Annotated in this window: 24 protein-coding genes and 1 riboswitch; all 24 genes read left to right on the top strand. The window is 51.2% G+C overall.

Going from position 1 to position 25,906, the window contains the following annotated elements:
* Positions 1–288: 288 nt before the first annotated feature.
* Complete coding sequence (locus LQV63_RS24070) at positions 289–2,025, top strand: putative polysaccharide biosynthesis protein (RefSeq protein WP_233698593.1); 1,737 nt, start codon at positions 289–291, stop codon at positions 2,023–2,025.
* A 161-nt stretch (positions 2,026–2,186) separates the two neighbouring features.
* Positions 2,187–3,707, top strand: a complete 1,521-nt coding sequence (gene yabN, locus LQV63_RS24065) for a bifunctional methyltransferase/pyrophosphohydrolase YabN (RefSeq protein WP_233698592.1) — start codon at positions 2,187–2,189, stop codon at positions 3,705–3,707.
* Positions 3,708–3,892: 185 nt separating this feature from the next.
* Positions 3,893–4,165 carry an HU family DNA-binding protein gene (locus LQV63_RS24060; RefSeq protein ID WP_019420292.1) on the top strand — a complete coding sequence of 91 codons (273 nt, stop codon included), beginning with the start codon at positions 3,893–3,895 and terminating at the stop codon, positions 4,163–4,165.
* The gene (locus tag LQV63_RS24055; protein WP_019420293.1) at positions 4,165–4,443 is read left to right on the top strand and encodes an RNA-binding S4 domain-containing protein; all 279 of its coding nucleotides are present in this window, start codon (positions 4,165–4,167) and stop codon (positions 4,441–4,443) included. Before LQV63_RS24060 ends, LQV63_RS24055 begins: the two co-directional genes overlap by 1 nt.
* A 163-nt stretch (positions 4,444–4,606) precedes the next feature.
* Positions 4,607–4,650, top strand: a riboswitch (PreQ1 riboswitch).
* 299 nt (positions 4,651–4,949) lie between these two features.
* Positions 4,950–5,621, top strand: coding sequence for a 7-cyano-7-deazaguanine synthase QueC (gene queC, locus LQV63_RS24050; RefSeq protein ID WP_233698611.1), 672 nt, complete (start codon positions 4,950–4,952; stop codon positions 5,619–5,621).
* Entirely contained in the window at positions 5,618–6,106 is a 489-nt protein-coding gene (gene queD, locus LQV63_RS24045; RefSeq protein WP_019420295.1) for a 6-carboxytetrahydropterin synthase QueD, read from the top strand. Before queC ends, queD begins: the two co-directional genes overlap by 4 nt.
* Entirely contained in the window at positions 6,103–6,828 is a 726-nt protein-coding gene (queE, locus tag LQV63_RS24040) for a 7-carboxy-7-deazaguanine synthase QueE (protein WP_019420296.1), read from the top strand. Before queD ends, queE begins: the two co-directional genes overlap by 4 nt.
* A gap of 89 nt (positions 6,829–6,917) precedes the next feature.
* On the top strand, positions 6,918–7,409 hold the full coding sequence (gene queF, locus LQV63_RS24035) for a preQ(1) synthase (protein WP_019420297.1): 492 nt from the start codon (positions 6,918–6,920) through the stop codon (positions 7,407–7,409).
* A 74-nt stretch (positions 7,410–7,483) separates the two neighbouring features.
* Positions 7,484–7,771 carry a sporulation protein YabP gene (gene yabP / locus LQV63_RS24030; RefSeq protein ID WP_019420298.1) on the top strand — a complete coding sequence of 96 codons (288 nt, stop codon included), beginning with the start codon at positions 7,484–7,486 and terminating at the stop codon, positions 7,769–7,771.
* Positions 7,768–8,409 carry a spore cortex biosynthesis protein YabQ gene (yabQ, locus tag LQV63_RS24025; protein ID WP_019420299.1) on the top strand — a complete coding sequence of 214 codons (642 nt, stop codon included), beginning with the start codon at positions 7,768–7,770 and terminating at the stop codon, positions 8,407–8,409. Before yabP ends, yabQ begins: the two co-directional genes overlap by 4 nt.
* 144 nt (positions 8,410–8,553) lie before the next feature.
* Entirely contained in the window at positions 8,554–8,880 is a 327-nt protein-coding gene (locus tag LQV63_RS24020) for an FtsB family cell division protein (RefSeq protein WP_019420300.1), read from the top strand.
* A gap of 124 nt (positions 8,881–9,004) precedes the next feature.
* Complete coding sequence (locus LQV63_RS24015) at positions 9,005–9,499, top strand: S1 domain-containing RNA-binding protein (RefSeq protein ID WP_019420301.1); 495 nt, start codon at positions 9,005–9,007, stop codon at positions 9,497–9,499.
* Between the two features lie 527 nt (positions 9,500–10,026).
* Positions 10,027–12,531, top strand: a complete 2,505-nt coding sequence (gene spoIIE, locus LQV63_RS24010) for a stage II sporulation protein E (protein WP_019420302.1) — start codon at positions 10,027–10,029, stop codon at positions 12,529–12,531.
* A 218-nt stretch (positions 12,532–12,749) separates the two neighbouring features.
* On the top strand, positions 12,750–13,514 hold the full coding sequence (locus tag LQV63_RS24005) for a vWA domain-containing protein (protein WP_233698610.1): 765 nt from the start codon (positions 12,750–12,752) through the stop codon (positions 13,512–13,514).
* Positions 13,486–14,529, top strand: a complete 1,044-nt coding sequence (locus LQV63_RS24000) for a protein kinase domain-containing protein (RefSeq protein WP_267934183.1) — start codon at positions 13,486–13,488, stop codon at positions 14,527–14,529. The genes LQV63_RS24005 and LQV63_RS24000 overlap by 29 nt, the downstream gene beginning before the upstream one ends.
* Before the next feature lie 209 nt (positions 14,530–14,738).
* Positions 14,739–16,325, top strand: a complete 1,587-nt coding sequence (gene tilS / locus LQV63_RS23995; RefSeq protein WP_233698590.1) for a tRNA lysidine(34) synthetase TilS — start codon at positions 14,739–14,741, stop codon at positions 16,323–16,325.
* Between the two features lie 136 nt (positions 16,326–16,461).
* Positions 16,462–17,010 carry a hypoxanthine phosphoribosyltransferase gene (gene hpt, locus LQV63_RS23990; RefSeq protein ID WP_019420307.1) on the top strand — a complete coding sequence of 183 codons (549 nt, stop codon included), beginning with the start codon at positions 16,462–16,464 and terminating at the stop codon, positions 17,008–17,010.
* A gap of 90 nt (positions 17,011–17,100) precedes the next feature.
* Positions 17,101–19,236 (top strand): ATP-dependent zinc metalloprotease FtsH, encoded by a 2,136-nt coding sequence (ftsH, locus tag LQV63_RS23985; protein WP_233698589.1) that lies wholly within the window; start codon positions 17,101–17,103, stop codon positions 19,234–19,236.
* Between the two features lie 167 nt (positions 19,237–19,403).
* Positions 19,404–20,348, top strand: a complete 945-nt coding sequence (gene nadA, locus LQV63_RS23980; RefSeq protein ID WP_325175916.1) for a quinolinate synthase NadA — start codon at positions 19,404–19,406, stop codon at positions 20,346–20,348.
* Between the two features lie 138 nt (positions 20,349–20,486).
* Positions 20,487–22,103, top strand: coding sequence for an L-aspartate oxidase (gene nadB, locus LQV63_RS23975; protein WP_019420310.1), 1,617 nt, complete (start codon positions 20,487–20,489; stop codon positions 22,101–22,103).
* Positions 22,096–22,959, top strand: coding sequence for a carboxylating nicotinate-nucleotide diphosphorylase (gene nadC, locus LQV63_RS23970; RefSeq protein ID WP_019420311.1), 864 nt, complete (start codon positions 22,096–22,098; stop codon positions 22,957–22,959). Before nadB ends, nadC begins: the two co-directional genes overlap by 8 nt.
* Before the next feature lie 6 nt (positions 22,960–22,965).
* Positions 22,966–23,739, top strand: coding sequence for a type III pantothenate kinase (locus tag LQV63_RS23965; RefSeq protein WP_019420312.1), 774 nt, complete (start codon positions 22,966–22,968; stop codon positions 23,737–23,739).
* Positions 23,740–23,804: 65 nt separating this feature from the next.
* Entirely contained in the window at positions 23,805–24,722 is a 918-nt protein-coding gene (gene hslO / locus LQV63_RS23960; protein WP_019420313.1) for an Hsp33 family molecular chaperone HslO, read from the top strand.
* Positions 24,723–24,764: 42 nt separating this feature from the next.
* Positions 24,765–25,715 (top strand): peptidylprolyl isomerase, encoded by a 951-nt coding sequence (locus LQV63_RS23955; RefSeq protein ID WP_019420314.1) that lies wholly within the window; start codon positions 24,765–24,767, stop codon positions 25,713–25,715.
* Positions 25,716–25,906 lie beyond the last annotated feature (191 nt).

The raw sequence follows: 25,906 nt of genomic DNA, 5'->3' as shown, positions 1-25,906 counted from the left end.
TAATTATGAAGAGTCAATGTCTTGCTATTTGACAGAGGGTACGCCTCAAAGCGATTTTTTATGACTATTGACAAGGTTGTGAACACATTCCTTTTTAGTGATAAAACATAAAGCCTGTTTTACACGCGATCGCATATCTTGAAAGGACTCGATAAAGGTTTTTCTTATGTTTTTTTGCATCATCGGCGCAGTATGAGCCGCGTTATGAACGGTGCGCTTCGTCTTCCTTGCCTGGTGACCGATTATGATATAATACGGTACGAACGTTACAGAATGGCGGGATGACAGTTGAATGATCGAAAATCCCGCACGTCGGGACAAGTCGTATCCGGTGCGCTGATGTTAGGCTTGGCTACAGTCGTGTCAAAAGTAATCGGCACATTGCAAAAAATTCCGCTGCAAAATATTGGGGGCGACGGTGTCTTCGGCATCTATAATGCGGTCTACCCGTTCTATGTCCTGCTTGTCGTTATCGCCTCAGCTGGCATTCCGGTAGCAGTTGCCCGCTTGGTGGCGGAATGTGAGGCGGCTGGTGATGAGCGGGGCTCGGAGAAAATGCTGTACGCCTCTTGCTTACTTATGTCTGTCACTGGTCTTATTGGGTTCGTAGCGTTGATGTCGGGCGCGGAAGCGATAGCCGGATGGATCGGCAACCGTCACACGGTACCGGCGATCCAGAGCTCGGCTTATGCTCTGCTCGTCATGCCGCTTGCTGCGGCCTTGAGAGGGTATAATCAGGGGCGCGGGGAAATGAATTCGACAGCCGTGTCGCAAGTGATCGAACAGACTGGCAGAGTGACGGTGATGATCGCGCTGCTGCTATATTATACAAGCCATGGCGCACCGAATGAGACGGTGGCCGCAGGCGCCACATTTGGATCATTTGCGGGCGGCGTGTGCGGTTTGCTGACAATGGGGATATACTGGTGGATAGAGCATCGCAAGCAGCGGAGCCGCAAGGCAAGGAAGCGGGAAGAAGCTATTGTTGATGCGGCAGATGAGACATTATCAGTTGATGTCGCGCTGCAGGCGGTGAGGTTCGCGGAAGGGGCCGTTGTTCTAGACGGGACTCCTCCTCGAGAGGGATCGGGGTCGCCCACGCTCTGGACATGGATGCGGCGTCTCGCTTGGACGGCTCTGCCGATCTGCCTCGGCGCGATTGTAATGCCGGCCGTGAACGTGGTCGATGTGTTCACGGTGCCGCGCTTGCTGCTGGAGCAAGGGTTGAGCGAAGCTGACGCGCTTGCGCAGTTCGGCATATATAGCCGCGCGTTCCCGCTTGTGCAGCTTGTCACGATGGTGGCGGGCTCGCTAGCCGTCGGGCTTGTGCCAGCGGTGGCAGAGGCGGTGCGGTGGCAGGATGAGCAGCAGCTGCGTGCGCTTATTCGAACTGCGCAGCGCTGGGCGTGGTTGCTTGGCTTGGCCGCCACGGTCGGGCTTATGGCCTTGGCTGAGCCTATTAACGTGGCGCTGTACACGGATAACGCTGGATGGACGGCGTTCGTGCTGGTTGCTTCCACGGCGGTTAGCGGCGTATTCCAGGCAGTAACCGCCGCCTTAATGCAGGGCATGGGCGCGGTGCGGGCCCCGGCGCTGCATCTGCTGGCCGCTGCTTGCGTGAAGGCGGCCTTGAATGTGTGGCTCGTCCCGGCGTACGGCATCGCCGGGGCAGCCACCTCCGCGGCCGCAGCGCTCGCCCTCGCAGCGGCGCTGAACGCGGTCGCGCTGGCACGCGTCAGCGGCGTCGGCATCGCCGCCTGGGGCGCCCGCAGCGGGCAACTGGCGCTTGCCCTCGCCGGTATGGCCGCTGCCGTGTGCCTAGCCGCAGCGCTGCCCGCATGGCTTGGCGCCACCGGGCGCTCGGGCGCGGCCTTGGCTACGGCCGTCGGCGTGCCGCTCGGAGCGGCGACATTCGCCGCCCTCGCTGCCGCGCTTGGCGCGGTGACGCCGCATGAGCTCGCCGCCGTGCCGCGCATAGGGCCGCGCCTGGCCGCGTTCGCGTCGCGTCTTGGGCGGCGCCCGTAGCCTCGCCTCGAGGCACATCCGCCGACACGGACGGGCCTCTGCAAGGCAGTGAAGCCGCCCGGCCTAGTACGGCAGGCGCTGTCCGCACAGGTTCATTCATGCTGCTGGTATGAATTCATTCAGAATAGGAACATGACCTTTACCATAAAGGAGGCATCACTATGCCCGGTAACATCACAGTCGTCGGCCTTGGCTCCGGCGATGTCGGCCAGCTGACGCTGGCTGTATGGAATCTGCTGCAGCAATCTCCGCACATCTATGTGCGCACAGAGCATCATCCGGTTATGTCCCTGTTCAAGGAGCACGGCATTACGTACCGATCGTTCGACCGCATTTACGAGACACAGGAAGACTTTCCGAGCGTCTATGCAGAAATTTGCCGTGAATTGATGGTGGCGGCCTTGGTTAGTTCAGACAGCACGATCGTGTATGCCGTTCCCGGCCACCCGATGGTGGCGGAGGCGACGGTTCAGCTGCTTAAGGAGCGCTGTTCGGAACAAGGGATTGCGTTGAAGATTGTAGGCGGGGAGAGCTTCCTTGATCAGGCGTTTATTGCGCTCGGATTCGATCCGATTGAAGGCTTTCAATTGCTGGATGCGTCAGGGCTTCAGCCTGCTGGCTTGAATCCCCGGTTGCACACGGTCATCGGACAAGTGTATGATACGTTTACGGCTTCTGATGTGAAGCTAAGTCTGATGGAGATTTATCCGGATGACTATGAAATCACGGTTGGTCATGCGCTTGGTGTCGAAGGAATGGAACAGATTGTGCGCGTGCCGCTTCACGAGTTGGATCATCTGGACGGTTACGGCAATCTGTCGCTCATTTGGGTTCCTCGTACAACGGACGATGCGGTGCGGAACCGCACGTTTAGCCGCTTGCACGAAATTGTGTCCATCCTGCGCAGTCCGGAAGGATGTCCGTGGGACCGGGAGCAGACACATCAATCGATTCGGAAGAACCTCATTGAGGAAACGTATGAGGTGCTCGAAACGATCGATGATGATGATCCGGCGCATATGCAGGAGGAGCTCGGCGATTTGCTGCTGCAAATTATGCTTCACTCCCAGATGGAGGAAGAAACGGGCACATTCGGCGTGTACGATGTCATTCAGGGGCTGAATGAGAAGCTGATTTTCCGTCATCCCCATGTGTTTGGCGACAAGCATGCAGCGGATGCTGAATCGGCTCTCGGCAACTGGGAGCAGATGAAAGCGGAAGAGAAGCGCCGCAAAGGGATCGCGAGTGAAGCAGCATCCGTTCTAGATGGCGTGCCGAGAGATTTGCCGGCGCTGATGAAAGCTTACAAATTGCAGAAAAAAGCGGCCAAGGTCGGCTTTGACTGGGATCGTGTGGAAGATGTACTTGACAAAGTAGCCGAAGAATTGCAAGAATTGCGAGAGGCGATTGCTTCGGTAGATTCGGCAACGGGTGAAGAGGATAAGGACAAGCATATGGCTCATGCCGCCGAAGAACTGGGCGATGTACTGTTCTCGGTCGTCAATGCAGCCCGCTTCATGTCCGCAGATCCGGAAGAGTCGCTCACCCTCACGAACCGCAAATTTGTGCGCCGATTTCAATATATCGAAGAGCAGCTTCGTATAAACGGCAAATCTTTTGACCAAACTGATTTACTAGAAATGGAGCGGTGGTGGCAGGAAGCGAAGCGGCTCGAACCGTAACCCGGGCGTGCAGCGGCCCTAATATTCTCTATTTTTCGTCAAAATATGAAAAAGTGCCGCAACCGGGAAGGAATTTTCCTAAAAAGCAAGAATACATACATGCAATAAGTATTCCGCGGCTCAAGCGTTAGCTTGCACGCCAACACACTCTATGAATGAATAATAGGATTGGGAGGCCAATACACATGAACAAAACTGACTTGATTACTAACATCTCTACAAAAAGCGGCTTGACTAAGAAAGACGTTGAATCCGTCCTGAACGGTTTCTTCGGTGAAGTAACAGATGCATTGTCCAAAGGTGACAAAGTTCAACTGATCGGCTTCGGTACATTCGAAACTCGCAAACGCGCAGGCCGTACGGGCCGCAACCCGCAAACAGGCAAAACGATCGAGATTCCTGAATCCGTCGTTCCAGCGTTCAAAGCGGGCAACAAGCTTAAAGAAGCAGTAAAATAATGCGTCTGGACAAGTTCCTGAAAGTATCGCGACTCATTAAGCGGCGTACCGTCGCAAAAGATGTGTCTGAACAGGGACGTGTAGTCTTGAATGGACGTGAAGCGAAGCCGAGCACGTCTGTTAAGGTTGGCGACGAGATAACGGTTCAATTCGGACAGAAGCTCGTCACCGTCCGCGTGGAGCGTCTCCAAGAGACGACGAAGAAAGATGAAGCGGCGGGGATGTACTCTCTGCTCAAGGAAGAAGCCATTCCGAAATCGAACGATTTCGGCTGGTAGACGCCATATGCATGACAAGAAGAAACGGTTCTTCCTTTTTCTAAAGGGGGAAGCCGTTTTTTTTGTGTTCCACCCTGTATTTAGCGAAATATGGTTTTGAAACTTCCGCTTCCATTCTCTATAATGAATAACAACTGCATACATTCCGCGAGGACCATACCTTGCGGGAGAGGTTCGCAATCTCCCTCTATAAAAAACTAAGGCTGACAGTATCCTACGGATCTAGTGAAGTTCAAAAAGTCCCTTTTTTTGAACACTCATTAGTATGTTTCCTTAGTGCTGTCTTTTTTGTGCTTTATAAGTCTTTTTAAAAAGGTTTTTTTAAACATGTACTTTGAGCACATGCCTTTCGCTTTGTTCAAGAATGCAGGTATGCGGGCGCGTCCCGGTGCATGGCAGACGAGGGAACAAGAAAGGATGAGAAAAACATGGAAACAGAAATGAATAACCATATCAATGTGTCGAGCTTCGCTGAAGCACGCCCACACGAAGACGGAAAGGCGGACATGCCGAAGGAGAAGGCGATCGTCGTCTTTAGCGGCGGTCAAGACAGCACCACGTGCCTGTTCTGGGCCATGCAGCGCTTCGGCGAAGTGGAGGCAATTACGTTCGATTACGGACAGCGGCACAAGAGCGAGATGGATTACGCGAAGCGGATCGCCGAGAAGCTGCACATTCCACACCGCATTCTTGACATGTCGCTGCTCAATCAGCTGGCGCCGAACGCGCTGACGCGGGGAGATATCGACATTGCGCATGAAGAAGGGCAGCTGCCGAACACGTTTGTCGAAGGACGCAACCTGCTGTTCTTCTCGTTCGCGGCGATTTACGCCAAGCAAATGGGTGCAAGACATATCGTCACCGGTGTCTGTGAAACCGACTTTAGCGGTTATCCGGACTGCCGCGACGTATTCGTCAAGTCATTAAACGTTACGCTCAATCTGGCGATGGATTACGGCTTCGTTATGCATACGCCGCTGATGTGGCTAAATAAAGCGCAGACCTGGCGTCTCGCCGATGAACTCGGCGCATTCGACTTCGTGCGCACGGAAACGGTTACCTGCTATAACGGGCTGCCGGGCGACGGGTGCGGCGAGTGTCCGTCATGCAAGCTGCGCCGTGCAGGACTGGAAAGCTATCTGGAGGAACGCCAGCAGCATGAGGATATGAGCGTATGAGCACACCTGGACCGTTCCGCATCGTAGACAAGCTGCAGACGTTAGGCGCGGACATCTCACGAGAATCGCTGCGCTATCATCGCCACAGGGTGCTCGTAAGCAAGGAGTTCACCTTTGATGCGGCTCACCATCTGCATGCCTATGAAGGCAAGTGCAAAAATCTCCATGGCCATACGTACAAAGTCGTGTTCGGATTAAGCGGCTTCGTGAACGATATCGGATTGGCACTCGATTTCGGAGATATTAAGGACATTTGGAAGGACCGCATCGAGCCTTATGTCGACCATCGTTATTTGAACGAGACGCTGCCTCTGATGAACACGACGGCGGAAAATATGGTCGTATGGCTGTACGAGCAAATGGATGCCGCGCTGCGCACGGAATCGTATGAGAGCCGCTGTGAAGGCGGGCGAGTGGAATTCGTGCGCCTTTATGAGACACCAACGAGCTACGCTGAGGCCAGACGGGAGTGGATGGACTCATGACGATACCGGTTCTGGAAATCTTCGGCCCGACCGTGCAGGGGGAAGGCCTGCTTGTCGGTCAGAAGACGATGTTCGTGCGCACGGCAGGCTGCGATTACCGCTGTTCATGGTGCGATTCCGCCTTTACGTGGGATGGATCGGGGAAAGAAGACATTCGTCCGATGGCGGCAGAGGATATTTTCGACGAATTGAACAGACTAGCCGCAGGCTGCTTCGAGCATGTCACCATATCAGGCGGCAATCCCGCCTTAATACCTGGCATGGGCGAACTCGTCGATCTGCTGCATGCGCATGGGATCCGCTCCGCAGTGGAGACGCAAGGCTCGCGCTGGCAGGACTGGCTCATGCGCATTGACGATGTCACGCTGTCCCCGAAGCCTCCGAGCTCCGGGATGGATACTGATTTCGATCGGCTGGACGACATCGTGAACCGGCTGTGGAACCGCTCTGAATGCAAAGGATTATGCTTGAAGGTTGTCGTGTTCGACGAGCAGGACTTACAGTACGCCATACGCGTCCATGAACGGTATGCTGACATTCCATTCGTCCTGCAGACGGGCAACGACGATGTGCACAGCTCTGATGATGACGAGCTCATCCGGAGCCTGCTGCGTAAATACGAATGGCTAATTGACCGAACAGCCGCCGAACCGAGGCTGAATCGGGTACGAGTGCTGCCGCAGCTTCATACGCTTGTGTGGGGCAATAAGCGCGGCGTATAAGAGGCAACAAAACTTGTACTTCTCGGTGCTGAAAAGTTTTTTATAACTTACAAATATTAATTTAAGCGAGTTAGAGGGGGAAATCACTTATGGCAGGCAGAAATGAAGCGGAGCTGCAATTGCAGCAGCTCGGCGCCAAGACGGAATATCCGGCAGACTACGCACCGCACGTATTGGAATCCTTTGATAATAAACACCCGAACCGTGATTATTTTGTCAAATTCAATTGTCCGGAGTTTACGAGTCTATGTCCAATGACAGGTCAGCCGGACTTCGCGACGATGTACATCAGCTACATTCCCGGTCAGAAATGTGTCGAGAGCAAGTCGCTCAAGCTCTATATGTTCAGCTTCCGTAATCACGGCGATTTCCATGAAGACTGCGTCAACATCATCATGAACGACCTTATCGCCCTGCTCGATCCGAAATATATCGAGGTATGGGGCAAATTTACGCCGCGTGGGGGTATTTCTATCGACCCCTATTGCAATTACGGACGCCCGGGAACAAAATACGAAGAGATGGCGTCCTACCGGCTCATGAATCACGATATGTATCCGGAAAAAATCGATAACCGATAACGCTTGTTCAACAATCGGAGTTCTATTCTTGCGGCCCCTTCATAAGCTAGTGTTGAGAAGGAGGGGTACATGCTATGAACGAATTAACAAAATCAACGGCTAAACGTCAGGAAATTAAAATGTTGAACCGCAAGCTGCTTGAAATTAGCGGAGTAAACAAAGTGGAGAGCTTCGACAGCGAAGAGTTCTTGCTGGATACCGAATGCGGGTTCCTGACGATACGCGGCCACAATTTGCATATTAAAAACTTAAGCCTCGATCAAGGACTCGTCGCCATTGAAGGCACGGTCAACTCCCTGACCTATTTGGACGCGAACGCTCAAGATAAATCCAAAGGCTTTTTCGGGAAGTTATTCAAGTGAGCCTGTATACGCAATGGATGACCGTCCTGCTCATGATGATGAGCGGGCTGGCGCTGGGCTTGGTGTATGACAGCTATCGCGTCGTAGCGGGGCAATTCAAATTTCCTCGATGGACTTTACCATTCTTGGATGTATTGTATTGGCTCGCTGCGACGCTGTTCGTGTTCCAAATGCTCGTCAAGGGCAATCAGGGGGAATTGAGGTTTTACGTGTTTCTGGGACTGGCCTGTGGGGCATGGCTCTACGCGGTCGTTCTTAGCAAGATGACCGTCGCAGTCGTGATGTGGTTGGTCAAGGCGGTCAAAGCGATCGTACGTTTTGTGCTGCGATGTCTCTACGTTCTTATCATTTTGCCGTTGAAAGCGATATGGCTTTTTACCAAGGGCTTCATCTTATTTTTAAAATCGGTCGCTATGTTCCTTATCAAAATTGTGCTACAATGTTTAAGACCGCTGGCACTTCTTGTGCTATGGGCGTTTCGACCGCTTGTCATGCCGGTATGGAACCGCTTCGGTATGACAGAGCGAATGCTGAGAACCGGGCAGACTCTGAAGCTGACGGCTCATCGCATCACTGCTTGGATGAATCGGGGTATACAGTTCATTGGACGCGTCCTTCATCCGAAGAATAAGCAATAATAACTGTGTCGACTAGTAATCTCATTCACCTCGCAGTATCGGATTGTCCTTGATCAGACGACGGCAGAGCCGTACCGCCCGTTTCATAGGGAGCAGTAGAGGGTATACGTTAAAGTGGACGATTGAACTCAAGGAGGTGTGCGTATGTCTGTGTCTGTTTCCCGAACACCAGACCGCTATCGCGATAAGAAAATAGCTGGAGCGAAACGTAGGCTTCGTCTGTGGACGGCCTTTATGGTACTGTTTTTGGGATGGGGCACTTATACGTACATTACTCAAATGTCCACAATGGAAGATTTGCGCGAGGATTTGAAGGTGCGCGAGAAAGAAAAGCATGCGGCAGAGCTAGTCCGCAACGAGTTGAAGCAGGAGGTGGAACGGCTCAATACGACCGAATACATCCTGCAGATTGCGCGAAGTCGAGGCATGGTACTGCCTGATGAAGTCATCATTCGAAAACACGATGAATAGGCGTAAAATCGGGACAACCGTCGGTTGACCAATATCGCGCCGTTACAGTATAATCACCACATAAGCATTGTTTTTGTTGATCAATGTTTTCGTTTAACATTTTAAGGGAGGAACATTTTATTCTATGACAATTGAAGTGGGCACCAAGTTAGAAGGCAAGGTGACAGGTATTACGCATTTTGGAGCGTTCGTTGATCTGTCGGGAGGTGTCACGGGACTGGTTCACATCTCTGAAATTGCCGATAACTACGTCAAGGACGTGAATGACCATTTGAAGATTGACGATATCGTCACGGTCAAAGTTATTAACGTCGACAAGGACGGCAAGATTGGCTTGTCTATTAAGCAAACTATTGATAAACCTGCATCGGAACAGAGACCTCCAAGAGGACCTCGACCGGACCGTCCGGACCGTCCAGGACCTCGTCCTGATCGTCCAGGAAGAGATGGAGGCAGGTATGGACAAGGGAACCGGGACCGGGGGGGACGCAAGTCGCCTAATTTCGCTTCTTTTGAGGATAAAATGTCGCGCTTCCTTAAGGATAGTGAAGAACGCATTTCTTCTTTGAAGAAGAACACGGAATCCAAGCGCGGAGGCCGTGGCGCTCGCCGGATGTAATGAATATAACAAATGGAAGCCGCAAGCCGAAAATATCGGTATTGCGGCTTTTTTTAATGGCACGACAATAAGCCTTCCCGCCTTTGCGCGGTCTGGAAGGTTATTTGCGTTAGCTGGACGCCGTGAGTCCCCTAGACCAACCTTCGTCGGCACCCGTGGGAGCGTCATATGCCTGTCCACCACGTTGTGACGGAATCGGGGTTTCGTCGCACGCCGTTTGTCGGCTGTACTTTTTTTGTCGTTGGGGTCAGCGCTTACGACAGGTTACTACGTCATTCTGTATGCTTTGCCCCCGATTCTTCTTCGCTTCCTGTGAAAGCGTTACAAAAATGTGACAATGCCACTGCTTCAGCAAAGAGAGAGAAATGACCGCAACCCCTTGTCAGGCTGAGCCTGTCCGCTTTTTTGCACGAGGCTCAACTGATGTCGGAAAGTTTTTTGGATGGAATTCCTTATTATGACAAACTATTTCGATTCCCTTTTCTATAATGAGAGCACACAATTCAGAGAATAGGTGGTGCTTGGCAATGAGTAAGACGAAGGTAATTCCGTTTCCGAAGAAAAGCTGGCAAGGTGTTACGGACGGTGAAGGCGTGTGGGCACAAAGCGCAAACAAATGGCGCTTGGAGCGGTTCAGACGCGTCCTTGGCACACGCAAGTGGACAATTATGTTCGTCTTGATCGGTTTTTTGCTTGGGCGGGCAATGATTTTAAATGAGTTGTTTCCGTTTGCTGCAGCCTTTTTCACGGTTATTTACTTTACTCGTCGTGAGCTGGCAACATGGGTAGGCACGGCGCTGCTTGCCGGCAGCTTGTTCGCCCCCGTGCCGATTACACTCATGATGGGAATGCAGCTCTTGCTCATTGTCCTTCTGCACCGCGGATTGAAAGCCTATGAACGAACCGACATGAATGCGGCTCCGTTTATGGTGTTCAGCGCCACGCTCATCGTAAAGCTATTCGTCACTTTCGTATCGACGACATTTACGTGGTATGCCTTCCTGATGGACTTTACCGACGCCATCCTCGGTCTGGTGCTTACCCTTGTATTCATTCAGGCGCTGCCTGTGCTGACGATGAGCAAACGCAATTACACATTGCGTATCGAGGAAATGATTTGCCTAATGATACTGCTCGCATCTGTAATGACGGGAGCCGTAGGCTGGACGGTTCAATCACTTCAGCTTGATCATATTTTATCGCGATATTTCGTCCTGCTGTTCGCGCTCGTCGGCGGCGCTCCGCTTGGAGCTTCCGTAGGTGTTGTGTTAGGCCTCATTCTGGGCCTCGCCGAGCCGAGCTCCTTGACGCAAATGAGCGTATTGGCGTTTGCCGGGCTTCTGGCCGGGCTTCTGCGTGAAGGGAAACGCTGGGCTGTCGCCTTCGGCATGCTGCTCGGGACAGCGATTCTGTCCGTCTACCTCGGGCCTCCGATTCAGGTGATGGCCTCAACGTGGGAGACGATCGTCGCTGCGGCGCTATTTTTGCTTACTCCTAAATCCATATGCTCGACCTTGGCCAAGTATGTGCCTGGTACGAGCGAACATGCGAAGTCGCAGCATGAATATGCGAAGCGGGTCCGGGATATGACTGCGGATCGCGTGCAGCAGTTCTCGGAAGTATTCCGCCAGCTGTCACGCAGCTTCAAGCAGACGGCCAATACGGAAGAGCCGCTTACAGAAGATGAGAAGGCAAATAGTCTAGTTGAATCGGTGTCTGCCATAACTTGCACCGCTTGTCCTAGGCGCCAGGCCTGCTGGAGCCACAAATATGTGCAGACGATGACGGTGATGACGCAAATGCTGCACAAGGTGGAGAATCAGACCGAATATACCGAATGGAAGGAGAAGCACATGCCCCAGACGTGGAAGAGCCACTGTATGAAGGCACCACAGGTGATGGCTCTGCTGCGCGACCATTCTATTCGCTATCAACATGATGAGCATTGGCGCAAGCAAATTCAGGAAAGCCGGCATTTCGTGGCCGATCAGTTGGATGGGGTATCGCAGGTGATGGACGACTTGGCGCGGGAAATACAGCGGGAAGGACGCGAGCTCTTTATGCAGGAGGAACAAATACGGCAAGCTATGGAAGATTTGGGCTTGTCTGTGCATCGGGTCGACATATTGACCTTAGACCCCGGCCGTATCGAGATTGAAATGATTCATTCCTTTACGGATGGTTACGATGAATGCCGCAAATTAATTGCGCCGCTCTTGTCCGATATATTGGGCGAACATATCGCCGTACGTGAAGAGCGGATGACAGGCACGGAAGGCCATGGGATGGTGACCTTTGTGTCGGCCAAAGCATTTGAAGTAGAGACCGGTCTCGCCAGTGCGGCGAAGGGAGGTGATATGTTATCTGGGGATAGCTTCAGCGCTTTGGAGCTCGGAAGCGGAAAGTTTGCAGTCGCTTTAAGCGATGGGATGGGCAACGGAGAGCGGGCCCGTATGGAGAGCAGCGCTACATTGAATCTGCTGTCTCAGCTGCTGCAATCGGGCATTGATGAGAAGCTGGCCATTCAATCGGTCAATTCTGTGCTGATGCTTCGATCACCTGACGAAGTGTTTGCGACCGTTGATTTGGCAATCATTGATTTATATTCAGCCAATACAACCTTTATGAAAAGTGGTTCAATTCCAAGCTTTATTAAGAGCGGAAACGAGGTGCGTTTAGTTTCTTCTGGAAATTTGCCGATAGGTATCATACAGGATATTGATATTGAACTTATTGATTCTTCATTACAGCCGGATGATATTCTCATCATGATGACGGATGGCATTTTTGATGCGCCAGGGCCTGCGGTGAATAAGGAACTATGGATGAAGCGTCTGATCAGTGAGCTGGAGACGGATGATCCGCAGGAGATAGCCGATATTTTGTTAGAAACGGTCATTCGCCATTCCAGCGGGCGGATAGAAGACGATATGACGGTCGTCGTAACGAGGGTGACGCGGCATCAGCCGCAGTGGGCCACTCTGCATTGGAACGGACATGATCGAATGGACCGTCCACTTACGGTAAGTTAACCTTTAAGAGGTTGAAGTGCTTCCGGTGCAGTTTTCTTACGATAACTTGTACTTCTTCGTACTGGAAAGTGACTTTTTTGAACATGAAATAATTTAGCGCTTCGTCATCATTATCTCTAGCAATTCGCTGCATTGCGTCAATGCTAGGGTTAAACTCTCTCATCAAAGGCAACACTGGAACTAGATTGTTAGTGACGATGGGAGGGTGATGGGAAATGATGAAGCAGATCTTACTCATTACGGACGGATGTTCCAACGTGGGGGTGCAGCCGGCGGTTGCCGCCGCACAGGCAAGAGAGTTAGGCATTGCGGTGAACGTTGTCGGCATTGTAGATTATGGAACGATAGGGGTGCTGGGCGGACGTGAAATTGAAGATATTGCGCAGGCGGGAGGCGGCATCAGCCGTATTGTGCAGTCGCATCAACTCTCGCAGACGATTCAGATGATGACGCGCAAGACCGTCGTGCAGACGATTCATCAAGCTATGAATAAGGAGCTGCGGCAAATTCTTGGGGCTGATGGAGCGGACAGCGTTGAAGCGCTCCCTCCGGATCAGCGCGCTGAAGTGGTGCGTGTGATGGATGATATGAGCGAGCAGTCTCAGCTTAGAGTTGCTCTATTAATTGATGCCAGCGCGAGCATGAAGCCGAAGCTGGCTGCGGTGGAGGAGGCGATACGCGATTTGATGCTCAGTCTGCAGGCACGGGTCGGGAAGAGCGAATTGAGCGTCTTTCATTTTCCGGGGCCTCATGGAGGGGAGGAAGCGGTACAAGATCTGGAATGGACGGATGATATCGGCCGCGCAAAGCGCTTATTTCAACGGCTGAATATGCGGGGGACAACGCCGACGGGTCCAGCCCTCTTGAAAGTGATCGATTATTACCAATATGATAGTCATACAAGCTCTTCCTCAGCCGAGGAGCAAACGTATCAACAAGAAGGAACGGGAACGGATGGGATATGGAGTGACTACATCGTTTAAAGCGGGAGGACAACTGCATACCGTTAAGACTGCGGTTCGGCAAATCAGCGTCGCGCCCGGGACCGTGCTGAAAGGCATGTGGAACGAACGCGTGTATCGTATAGAGCGGCTTCTAGGGCGCGGAGCGAACGGTGTCGTCTATTTGGTGACCATGCTGGCGATGGAGGAGAACCGCGAGCGGAGTTCGGGGTCATTTGCACTCAAGATGGGAGTGGATGCGGTCGATTTTCAATCTGAAATCAATGCGCTGCGTTCTTTGGAGCACCAGCGCCGCACACAGGACGGTCGAGTCGGCCGCCACGGCGCCAGGCCTTTTCTTGTCGACATTGACGATGCGGATGTGAGTGGGCAGCGGATTCCGTTTTACGTCATGAGATATGTTCCCGGTGTAAGCTTGAAGGCGTACATTTATAAGAACGGAGCCGACTGGTACGGTCTGGTCGGGGGGAAGCTATTGGCTAGGCTAAATAAAGTCCATCAGCACGGCTGGGTGTTCGGTGACCTGAAAGCGGAAAATGTGCTTGTCAACGATGACGGCACAGTCGAGCTTGTTGATTATGGTGGGTTAACTGCAATGGGGAATAGCGTGAAGCAGTTCACCGAGCTGTATGATCGCGGGTACTGGCACGCAGGCTCCCGATCGGCCGATTGCGGGTACGATTTATTTTCTTTTGCCGTACTGACGATTCAGATTCTTGGCGAGAAAGAATTGCGCGAACGTCTGAAGGCTAGCTTACCGCAGACACGCGATGTGAAGGACTTGCAGGAATTAGTGCGCAACCATCCGCGATTGAGACCTTTTGAATCGTGGCTTACGCGTGCTCTAAAAGGTGCATTCGCCTCTTCAGAGGAAGCTTATCGACAATGGCAGGAACTGAGCCATCGACTATACCGGACGAGTAAGAAGCCCCATCGGCCGACTCCGCTATGGTTGAAATGGTTTTTTGGCGTGTCTGTATTTCTGCTGGTCATAAGTATCGCGTTGGCGGCATGGGGCTTCGATTTACGGAGGTGATTGTGTTATATTGAAAAAAAGAAAAGGTTTGAATCTTAATGGATTTTGGATCGTACTTATTATTTATAGTACGTGATTAAAAGGGAACTTTTTGAACAACCTCTTATACATAACATAACGAAGTTCTAGTTTTTTAGTCTTTGCCTCATACATATGTTTGCGAGTTGAATCAGTAAGAAGTTATATTGAACAGAAATCGGGGATGAACAATGGCACCAGGAGAAAGACCGGGCCAAGGAAGGGACTATGCTTGGCAGCAGTGGATTGTGAGACTTAAGGATTCGGCGGAGCAGCGTCTTCTGTGGCACGAAGAGGATACAATCGTGGTCGCTGTGTCCGGAGGACCGGATTCGATGCTGCTTCTCTGTGCGCTCCATGAATTGATTGAACAGCGCGAGGTAGATGGCAGGGGCCGTCTTATTGTCGCTCACGTCCATCACGGCTTTCGCAGCAGGGAATCTGATGAAGAGGCGTTGTTTGTGGAGCGGGAGGCACAGAAGCTGGGACTCCCTTTCGTAATGACGCGCGTCGATGCTCCTGGACTTGCTGAACAGCGGGGACTGAATCCGCAAGCCGCTGCTCGCGAGTTGCGGTACACTTTTCTGCAGGATGTTGCCCAGCGTTATGATGCCTCTCATATTGCTCTTGCCCATCATGCCGATGATCAAGCGGAGACCGTGCTGATGCGCATGCTGCGCGGAACTGGAAGCACCGGTCTGGCTGGTATGGCTTGGAAGCGCGAGGAGGGCGGACTTACGTATATTCGGCCGCTGCTTCATATGCGGAAGACGGATATACTGGAGTGGTGCGCCATGCGGAACATTCCTTATGTAACGGATAGCAGCAATACAAAACGTGACTACACTCGCAACCGATTGCGTTTAGATATTTTGCCTCTATTAGAGAACGAAAATCCGCAGTTAGTCTCTGCTCTATGTAGAATGGCGGATACATTGCGGGATGAGGCCGACTGGTTGGAGGAAGAAACGCATAGGTTGTTTCAACGACATGTGAAGACGGTAAACAATGATGAGGGAAGTCCATTCGTTTCTCATGCTGGCTCGGGTTATCTTCTAGACCGGAAGACATTTTGCAATACACATGTTGCTTTACAACGCAGGTTGATTAAACTAATATTAAATTATCTCACGCGGGAAGCGGAACAGATTGATTTTGATGTCATTGACACGCTGCGGAATGCGGCGGCAAGAGAACACCCTTCCACATGGAGAATGGATGTTTCTCGCGACGTTGCGTTCGTGCGCGAATATGATCGTCTGCTGTGGCTGCGTCAGGATGTCTCTGCTTCTGATGATATCCGCTGCGTGAAGAGCTTGACGATACATAGAACGAGTACATCGGGTCATTTATCGTTACCGCTTAATAACAGCATGCTGCACTGGATGATCAGGGCTGCAGCAGATAGAGATGCAACTTCGAATATGCGGCATCTCATTGACAGTAGTGACTCTAGTGCGGGCCCGCGCGTGCGCGGACGGGCTTGGGAAGCTCAGTTCGATGCAGACACATTGTGCTGGCCGCTTCATGTCCGATCTCGCCAGCCGGGCGATCGGATGCGTGTGCAAGGATTAAACGGCAGCAAAAAAGTGCAAGATATGTTCGTTGATGCTAAAATTGGGCCGTCATTGCGAAGCTTCATTCCTATTGTGACGGATCATAACGGACAAATTGTATGGGTGCCCGGAGTACGGCGTTCCGATGTTGCGCTCGTACAGCCGTCAACTCAGTACATCATTCATTTCGTACTGGAAGGCGGGGCGCATGCTTCAACGTAGTATCAACGATATGACAGCAGTTCGGTCATTCGTAACCGTATGGAACGATCTTTGTTCACATAAGTATTAAAGGTTGTTCAAAAAGTCCCTTTTTGAACACGCACTAATTAGTATTCACTCTAGGAGGGGCCCATCATTGCATAACGACATTGAAAAGGTAGTATTTAGCGAGGAACAAATACAAGCGAGAGTGCAGGAGTTGGGGGAACAACTCAGCCGTGATTATGAAGGAAAGTGCCCGCTTGTCATTTGCGTTCTGAAAGGCGCTTTTATCTTTATGGCTGATTTGGTGAAGCGGATTTCCGTTCCGTTGGAATTGGACTTTATGGCTGTGTCCAGCTATGGAGCATCAACGAAATCGTCAGGTGTCGTCCGGATTATCAAGGATTTGGATGTGCCTGTTGATGGCCGCGACGTATTGATTGTGGAGGATATCATCGATACGGGGTTAACGCTTAGCTATCTTATCGAAGTGCTGCAAGGACGTAAAGCGAATTCCATCCGTGTAGTTACGCTCTTTGATAAACCGGCGCGCCGTACCGTAGATATGGAAGCTAATTATAAAGGCTTTGTGCTACCCGATGAATTTATCGTCGGTTATGGTCTCGATTTCGCCGAAAGATATCGCAACCTCCCATACATTGGTGTATTAAAACCCGAAATTTATACAGATGAAGCAAAGTAACAATTCAGCTGTCATTGCTTGCGTGGTCAAGTTGTGATGGCAATACGTGCTATGATACAATAACTTCGTGTCCTTGAGAGGAGGTTGGGGATGAATCGGTTTATTAAGAACTCTGGTTTTTATCTGATTCTTTTTTTAGTCGTGGTTGGTATTGTCCAATTTATCGGAAACGGCAATGAAGCCACGGACACCCCGAGATATGACCAGTTTCGCAAAGAGCTAACGACCAACAATATAGAAGAAATGACGATTCAGTATGAAGGTCGGGCATATTTGGTCATCGGTAAATATAAGAAGATTCCAGAAGGGGCGAAATCTCAGCAGTTCGTTACGTATATTCCGGACAGCAACCCGGCTGTACAAGAGATTATGAACGCTGGGGAAAACCAGCAATCGCTTAAAATTAACTGGAAAAAGATGGAGGAACAAAGCCTGTGGCTTACGTTTTTGACCTCCATTATTCCGTTCATCATCATGTTCGTCCTGTTCTTCTTCTTCTTTAATCAAGCTCAGGGCGGGGCCGGCAAGGCAATGAACTTCGGTAAGAGCCGTGCTCGCTTGTATAACGAAGAGAAGAAACGCGTCACCTTCGAAGACGTGGCAGGTGCGGATGAAGAGAAGCAGGAATTGGTGGAAGTTGTAGAGTTCCTGAAAGATCCGCGCAAATTCGCCGCACTCGGCGCGCGCATCCCGAAAGGTGTACTCTTGAACGGTCCTCCGGGTACCGGTAAGACGTTGCTTGCTCGTGCCGTAGCGGGTGAAGCAGGCGTACCATTCTTTAGCATTTCCGGTTCGGACTTCGTCGAAATGTTCGTCGGGGTCGGTGCGTCACGTGTGCGGGACTTGTTCGAAAATGCGAAAAAGAACGCGCCTTGTATTATCTTTATCGATGAAATTGATGCCGTTGGACGTCAGCGCGGCGCCGGACTCGGCGGCGGGCACGACGAGCGGGAGCAGACACTCAACCAATTGCTCGTTGAGATGGACGGCTTCGGCGCGAACGAAGGCATCATCATTATCGCGGCGACGAACCGTCCCGATATTCTCGATCCGGCGCTTCTGCGTCCGGGCCGCTTTGACCGCCAGATTACGGTGGACCGCCCAGATCTGAAGGGCCGCGAAGCGGTATTGAAAGTTCACGCGCGCAACAAGCCGTTGAACAAAGACGTGAGACTCGAAACGATCGCCAAACGGACGACTGGATTTACAGGCGCCGATTTGGAGAACTTGTTGAACGAAGCGGCGCTGCTTGCCGCACGGAAGAACCACAAGGATATTACGATGCAGGACGTTGATGAAGCAATTGACCGCGTCATCGTCGGTACGGAGAAACGCAGCCGCATGATTAGTGATCGCGAGAAGCGCATTGTTGCTTTCCATGAATCAGGACATACCATTATCGGTTACTTCTTGGAACATGCCGATATGGTTCACAAAGTAACAATCATTCCACGCGGACGCGCAGGCGGATACGTTATCATGATGCCGAAGGAAGACCGCATGCTCGTAACGAAGCAGGAGCTGCTGGACAAAGTGACCGGCTTGCTCGGCGGACGCGTTGCCGAAGAACTGTTTATCGGGGAAATTGGCACAGGCGCGTACAGTGACTTCCAGCAAGCGACGCGCATTGTGCGCAGCATGATTATGGAATACGGAATGAGCGACAAGCTTGGACCGATGCAGTTCGGTAATCGCCAAGGAGAAGTGTTCTTGGGCCGTGACTTGGGCCATGAACAGAATTACTCCGATGCTATTGCTTATGAAATTGATCAAGAGATGCAGAACATTATGAACGAGTGTTATGAACGTGCGAAGCAGCTCTTGACTAAGCATACACGTGAAGTGAATCTGATTGCGACGACGTTGCTTGAAGTAGAAACACTTGAACTCGAGCAAATCAAGGAGCTCATTGAAGAAGGCAAATTGAGCAAAGCTCCATTTGAGATCAACTCCGATTCAACTGGCTCATCCAGCAACACTCCTGTAATTGAAACGACAGGGGATGTGAAGGTGAACGTAGTAGGCAAACCGGAGAAGCTCGGCCCGACACAATGGGGAGATACCGGCACAGCTAAGCCGGCAGACGATGCTCCGAACAGTTCTTCTCCGCAAGAGCAAGAGCTTAAGCGGGAACCATCGTCATCCGATGCTCAACAAGAGACTCCATCAGATGAGTCATCCTCTTCTCCTTCGGATCCAACAGAAGAGAAGAAAGACGATAAGTAAGATGGCAGCCTATAGTTATACCCTCATTCGCTGATTCCGGCGATTCTAGAGTGCACATTCATGTGCACTCTATTTTTTGTTTTGAACAACCGCTTAGATTGAATTGACACGGGGGGAGGCGTTGTGTAAATTAAGTGTTAACGACAAGGCCAAGGGGTGAAGAGAAGGTGCAGTTAGAAGCACTGGCACTGGCACGCAAGGAAGAGCAGCAACGGGAACTTCGTGAACGGTTAATGGAACTGAAGAAGAAACGCAATGCAATTATTCTTGCTCATTACTATCAGCGGGATGAAATTCAGGAAGTGGCTGATTTTCGGGGCGACTCGTTTCTGTTGGCCCAAAAAGCAGCGGAAACCGATGCGGAAGTTATCGTATTTTGTGGGGTTCATTTTATGGGGGAAAGCGCCAAAATATTGGCACCAAACAAAACGGTCATTATCCCTGATGAACGTGCCGGTTGTCCGATGGCCGATATGGTGAATGTGGACGGATTGCGCAAGCTGAAAGCACAGCATCCGAAAGCTAAGGTTGTAACTTATATTAATTCTTCGGCAGAGATTAAGGCGGAGACGGATATTTGTTGTACGTCCTCGAATGCGGTTAAGGTCATTGAATCACTTGATGCGGACGAAATTATCTGGGTTCCCGATAAAAATCTGGGCCATTATGTACAAGAGAAGACAGGCAAAGAGCTGATTATTTGGGAAGGGTACTGCAACACGCATGATATGCTGACGGTGAAAGATGTCGTGGAGATGAAGTCGAAATATCCGCATGCACCGTTCGTCGTTCATCCGGAATGTCGTCCGGAAGTAGTGGCCATGGGTGATTTTGTAGGGAGTACGACAGCCATCCTTGAATATTGCAAAAATTCCGATGCGAAGGAATTCATTATCGGCACGGAAGATGGAACGGGGTATCAGTTGCGTAGAGACAGCCCGGATAAACAGTTTCATTTTGCAACCAAATTTTTGGTTTGTCCGAATATGAAAGTGAATAACTTGAAAAAACTCGTGAAATGCCTCGAAACGATGCAGCCGCAAATTTACGTGCCGCCGCATGTCGCAGAGAAAGCACGGTTATCATTGGAGCGTATGTTACAAGTGAAGTAGCATGCGCTACTCTTCTGATCAACAAGAAGAGGTTGATCAAAAGGTCCCCTTTTGATCACGAAGCACTTTTGAACACGCATAAGAAGTGACTTCGTCATTGCTGAAATGAACCGAGGGCTATTGAGGAGATGAACGGGCATGATACCACCGTATTTGATCGATTTTTCACTTGATAACATTGAGCAGACACATACCGATGTTATCGTCATCGGTGCAGGAATCGCGGGATTATATACAGCTATTAAAGCAAGCGAGCAGCACCGCGTGCTCATCATTACGAAGAAATCGCTCTTTGACAGCAACACGCGCTATGCGCAGGGAGGAATTGCGGCAGTGATTGCAGAGGATGACTCTCCAGCTTATCATCGCCAAGATACGCTCGTTGCAGGTGCGGGTCTCTGCTCACAGGAAGCGGTCAACGTGCTCGTTCATGAAGGGCCTGCCGGCGTGCAGGAGCTCATAAATATGGGGACCGCATTCGATGTGGAGAACGGAGCGCTTGCGCTGACCAAGGAAGGGGCACATAGTCATCGGCGCATTCTGCATGCGAATGGAGATGCTACCGGCTACGAAATTGTGCGTGCGTTAGCAGATAAAGTAAAAGGGCTGCGTAATGTGACGGTATGGGATGACCATTTCGCGATTGATTTAGTCGCTGAACGAGGGGAATGCCGCGGCGTCATCGTACAGCGCCCTGATGGTGAGCGTGTATTTGTGAGCGGGAAGGCAACTGTGGTATGCTCCGGAGGGACGGGTCAATTGTACCGTTATACGACCAACCCGGAAGTTGCGACTGGGGACGGCATTGCAATGGCGTTCCGGGCAGGGGCTTATGTTCAAGATATGGAATTCATTCAGTTCCATCCGACTGTGCTCTGCTACCCGGGGGCACCACGGTTTCTTATCTCGGAAGCAGTTCGAGGTGAAGGAGCGGTACTTCGTAATATTAAAGGTGAACGCTTTATGGAGAAATACCATCACCAACTGGAGCTTGCGCCGCGCGATGTTGTTGCTCGTGCCATCCTGAGTGAGATGGAAGCCACCAAATCTACGTTCGTTTATTTGGATATATCGCATGAATCGGAAGATATGATTAAGCACCGGTTTCCTACCATTTATGAAACCTGCTTGCAATACGGTTTGGATTTAACGTGTGACTGGATACCTGTAGCGCCGGCGGCGCATTACATGATGGGCGGAATCAAGACCGATCTGAATGGAGAAACGAACATTCGGCGCCTGTTCGCCTGTGGAGAGACCTCTTCTACCGGAGTGCATGGAGCGAACCGCCTCGCGAGCAATTCGTTGTCAGAGGCTATCGTCTTCGGCCGACGCATCGTTGATCACATATCCCAGCTATCCCCGCTCATTCCTTCTGAGACTCGTACGGATTACCAAGCGGAACGGCGGGAGCATTCGTGTCAGCCTGTTGTCGAACGACGGCTGAAGCTGCAGAAGGTGATGGTTCGTTACGCTGGGCTCCGCCGTCATGCGGAAGGACTAGCTAAAGGATTGGATGAGTTGAAGCGGCAAGATACGATTTTTCATGTGAAATTAACGAAACGGGAAGAATATGAATTTGCCAATATGCTTACCTGCGCTATGCTTGTAGCCGAATCAGCCTCTTGGCGCGAAGAAAGCCGCGGAGCACATTCCCGTGAAGACTATCCAGAGCGTGACGACGAATGCTGGCGCAAACATACGCTGGTGCATCGCGAGCGAGGGATAACAGAGGAGAGAATCAACGATGTTTAGCGTGGAACGAATGGCCTTGCGCCGCCAACTCGAAGCATGGCTGGAGGAAGACTTGGGTACCGGAGATGTCACGACTGCATTCACGATTCCTGCTGGGCATACGTCGAAAGGGATTATTCATGCGAAGGATGACGGCGTCATCGCTGGGCTGCCTGTTGCCGAAGCCGTATTTGAGGTCGTGGATGATGCATTGCAGTTCAAGGCCTTAGTCTCGGACGGGGATGTTGTCAAGCGCGGTACGATTTTGGCCGAAGTGGAAGGGAGTACGCACAGCATTTTAATGGGAGAACGGCTTGCCTTGAACTTGCTGCAGCGGATGTCCGGCATTGCGACAAAGACGAGCTCTTTCGTACAGGCGATCGAAGGTCTATCTGCCAAGCTCGTTGATACGCGCAAGACGACGCCGGGGCACCGTGCGCTGGAAAAATATGCGGTTAGAGTCGGAGGCGGCTTTAACCATCGCTTCGGTCTTTATGATGCAGTGATGATCAAAGACAATCACATTAAGGGAGCCGGCGGTATTCAGGCTGCTGTGGAGCGGGCACGCGGACAGATTCCGTACACGATGAAGATTGAGGTCGAAGCGGAATCGATTGCACAAGTTCGCGAAGCGATTCAGGCCGGAGCCGACATTATTATGCTCGACAATATGGATGAAGCGCGTATGAAAGAAGCGGTGCAGCTCATTCGCGACGCCGGGCCGCATATTCTGATTGAAGCATCGGGAGGAGTCACACTGGATACGATTCGCAGCAAAGCGCTGAGCGGTGTCGATGTCATTTCCGTTGGAGCGTTAACGTACTCTTTTGCGGCGCTCGACATCAGTCTCGATTTGAATGCGAAGAAAGAGGGTTAGTGTACCGTGATATTCGTCATCGATGTTGGAAATACGAATATTGTACTAGGAGTATATCAACAAGAAACCTTGCTTCATAATTGGCGCTTGTCGACAAGCCGGCAGGCGACAACCGATGAGTACGGGGTCATGATTCATAACTTGTTTGCTTTGGCTGGGTTATCGGTCAAAGATATAGAAGGCGTCATTATGTCTTCCGTCGTACCGCCAATTATGCATACGCTGGAACAGTTATGCGAGACCTATTTGTTTAAAACGCCGGTCGTTGTCGGTCCAGGCGTTAAGACGGGGCTTAACATCCGCTATGAGAATCCGCGTGAAGTGGGGGCGGACCGAATCGTTAACGCGGTCGGGGCGATAGAGCTGTACGGAGGGCAAGATCCGCTTGTTGTGGTCGATTTCGGTACGGCCACGACGTTTGACGTGATAGATAGTAAAGGGAACTATTTGGGTGGGTCCATTGTGCCCGGTATCGGTATTTCGACGGAAGCGTTGTACCAACATGCGGCCAAGCTGCCTCGCATTGAGCTGACGAAGCCGAAGTCGGTCATTGGCAGGAATACGGTTCACTCGATGCAAGCCGGTATTATATTCGGCTACGCGGGCCAAGTAGACGGGATTATTGACCGGATACGGGACGAGCTGGGGGCGCATCCTAAAGTCATTGCGACTGGCGGACTCGCCGAATTGATTGCCAGCGAATCGCGCACGATCGATACGACCAATCCGTTGCTTACGCTAGAAGGATTGCGTCTCATCTATAACCGAAATAAAGTGTAACCAATTAGAGGTACTAATCGATGTGGTCACACGTCTGAAAATATGTAGCGCAACAGGAGGCTTCAATGATAGAAAGCAAGGAACAACAAGCACACGAGCAGAATAAACAGCAGGATAAACTCATTCGCGGCATAGCGCTCGGAGGGAAAGTCCGTATTTTTGCCGTTCGTACGACACAGTTAGTGGATGAATTGCAGCGCCGCCACGGCACCTATCCTACTGCAACTGCAGCCCTTGGCCGCACAGTTACGGCCGCTGCCATGATGGGGGCGATGATGAAGGGAGAAGAGAAACTTACGATTCAGGTCAAAGGCGACGGACCGATCGGACAAATCGTAGCCGATGCGAATGCGCGCGGCGAGGTTCGGGGTTACGTTACGCATCCGCAAGTCCATCTGGCAAGCAATGAGCAAGGCAAGCTCGATGTCGCTGGAGCGGTTGGCCGGGATGGCTTTATCCATGTTATGAAAGATTTGGGACTGAAGGAGCCTTATCGCAGCAGCTCGTCTATCATCTCTGGCGAACTTGGCGAAGATTTCACTTATTATTTCGCCACATCCGAGCAGACGCCATCTGCAGTCGGATTAGGAGTACTGGTTGATGCCGACTCTTCGGTGCTTCATGCCGGAGGCTTCATCATTCAACTGTTGCCTGGCATGACGGATGAAGAAATCAACAAAATCGAACAGTCGCTCAGCATACTTCCACCGATTACTGCTCTGTTGGATCAAGGTCTGGAGCTTGAAGAATTGGTGACGTGGATTGTTGATGACGTTCAAGTGATGGACTCCATGCCAATCGTCTTTCGCTGCCAATGCTCCAAAGAGCGGGTAGAGAAGACGCTTATCAGCCTCGGCACAGATGAATTGAATGCTATCATTGAAGAAGACGGGAAGGCTGAAGTCGTGTGCCATTTCTGCAATGAAGCGTATGATTTTAACCGTGATGAATTAGTGGAACTGGTAGAACAAACGAAGAACTAGCGCACGTATGAACGGAAATATGGGATAAGGGAAGCAAGCAATATGACGAAAGAAGTCAAAAGCTTATGGGGCTGCATCATTATTTTATTTACCTGCATCATCATACTTGCAGGCATCCTCATCTTTCGGCTCGACACGACGGCAGAAGAGCATGATGCAACACTCCCCCCTAAATCCTCGTCAGTTGTTGCCACAATAGGCGATGAGTTGGTGACTCGATCGGAATGGGACGCCGAATTACAACGTCAGTACGGAGCTATGGTGCTAGAGCAAATATTGACGTCCAAAGCGGCAGAAAAAGAAGCGAAAACGCTCGGAATCGATGTTACCCGGGAAGAAGTGGAATGGGAACTGAAGCAGCAGATGAGAGGGTATGATGATGAAGAGGTCTACTTTCAGGCTATGCAGGAGCAGCTTGGAATGAGTCCCAGGCAGCTGCGGCAAGATTTGTATAACCGTCTCCTAATGGAGAAGATTGCGACCAACGGTGTAGAAGTGACGGAGGAAGAAGTTGAGAGGTATCTTGAGAAGCATCGCGATGTATACGAGCTAGTTGCGTCATATGACATCGTCCACATTATCGTCCCGACCGTGCGGGAAGCCAACGAAATTTTGAAGCGGGTGCAGCAAGGCGAAACCTTTGCTGACCTTGCCGAGCAGCTTTCCCGTGATGAGTTTACTTCAAACCAAGGAGGACGGCTTGGGTGGATTGATGAAGATGATCCTTTCGTGAACACAGCTGAATTGAATGCGGCCACCCAAATGTCAGTCGGTGAAATATCAGAACCGATCCAGGTGAAGGACGGGTATGCTATCGTGATGCTGAACGGAAAAAAAGAAGTCGAACCGGAAGAACGCAAGGCGCTTCGAGGCCGGGTGCGCAAAGACTTGGCTCTGTCGAAGACATCGCCTTTAACGGACTGGGAAGAGGCGCTGCGAAAAAAGTACAATGCGGCAATCAAGGATTCGGCATTCGCCGAACATCATGGATAATGAAGGGGTAATCGCAAGAGTGAGGGAGATGCTTGTTCTTGCGACTATCCCTTTTTTTATTTATAGAGGTAGTTCAAAAAGTCCCCTTTTGATCACGAAGCATCCCAAGATGTGATTCGACATCGAATCTTGCACTCACTCTTGAAGTCCGGTGCTCATGTAGTCTCGCCTACACTGCGCTCCTCCTTCTT

The sequence above is a fragment of the Paenibacillus profundus genome (assembly GCF_021369635.1).
GTDB classification, from domain to species: Bacteria; Bacillota; Bacilli; order Paenibacillales; family Paenibacillaceae; genus Paenibacillus_B; species Paenibacillus_B profundus.
The sequence above is the reverse complement of the archived record's forward strand: the minus strand, read 5'-3'. Positions and strand labels throughout refer to the sequence as shown.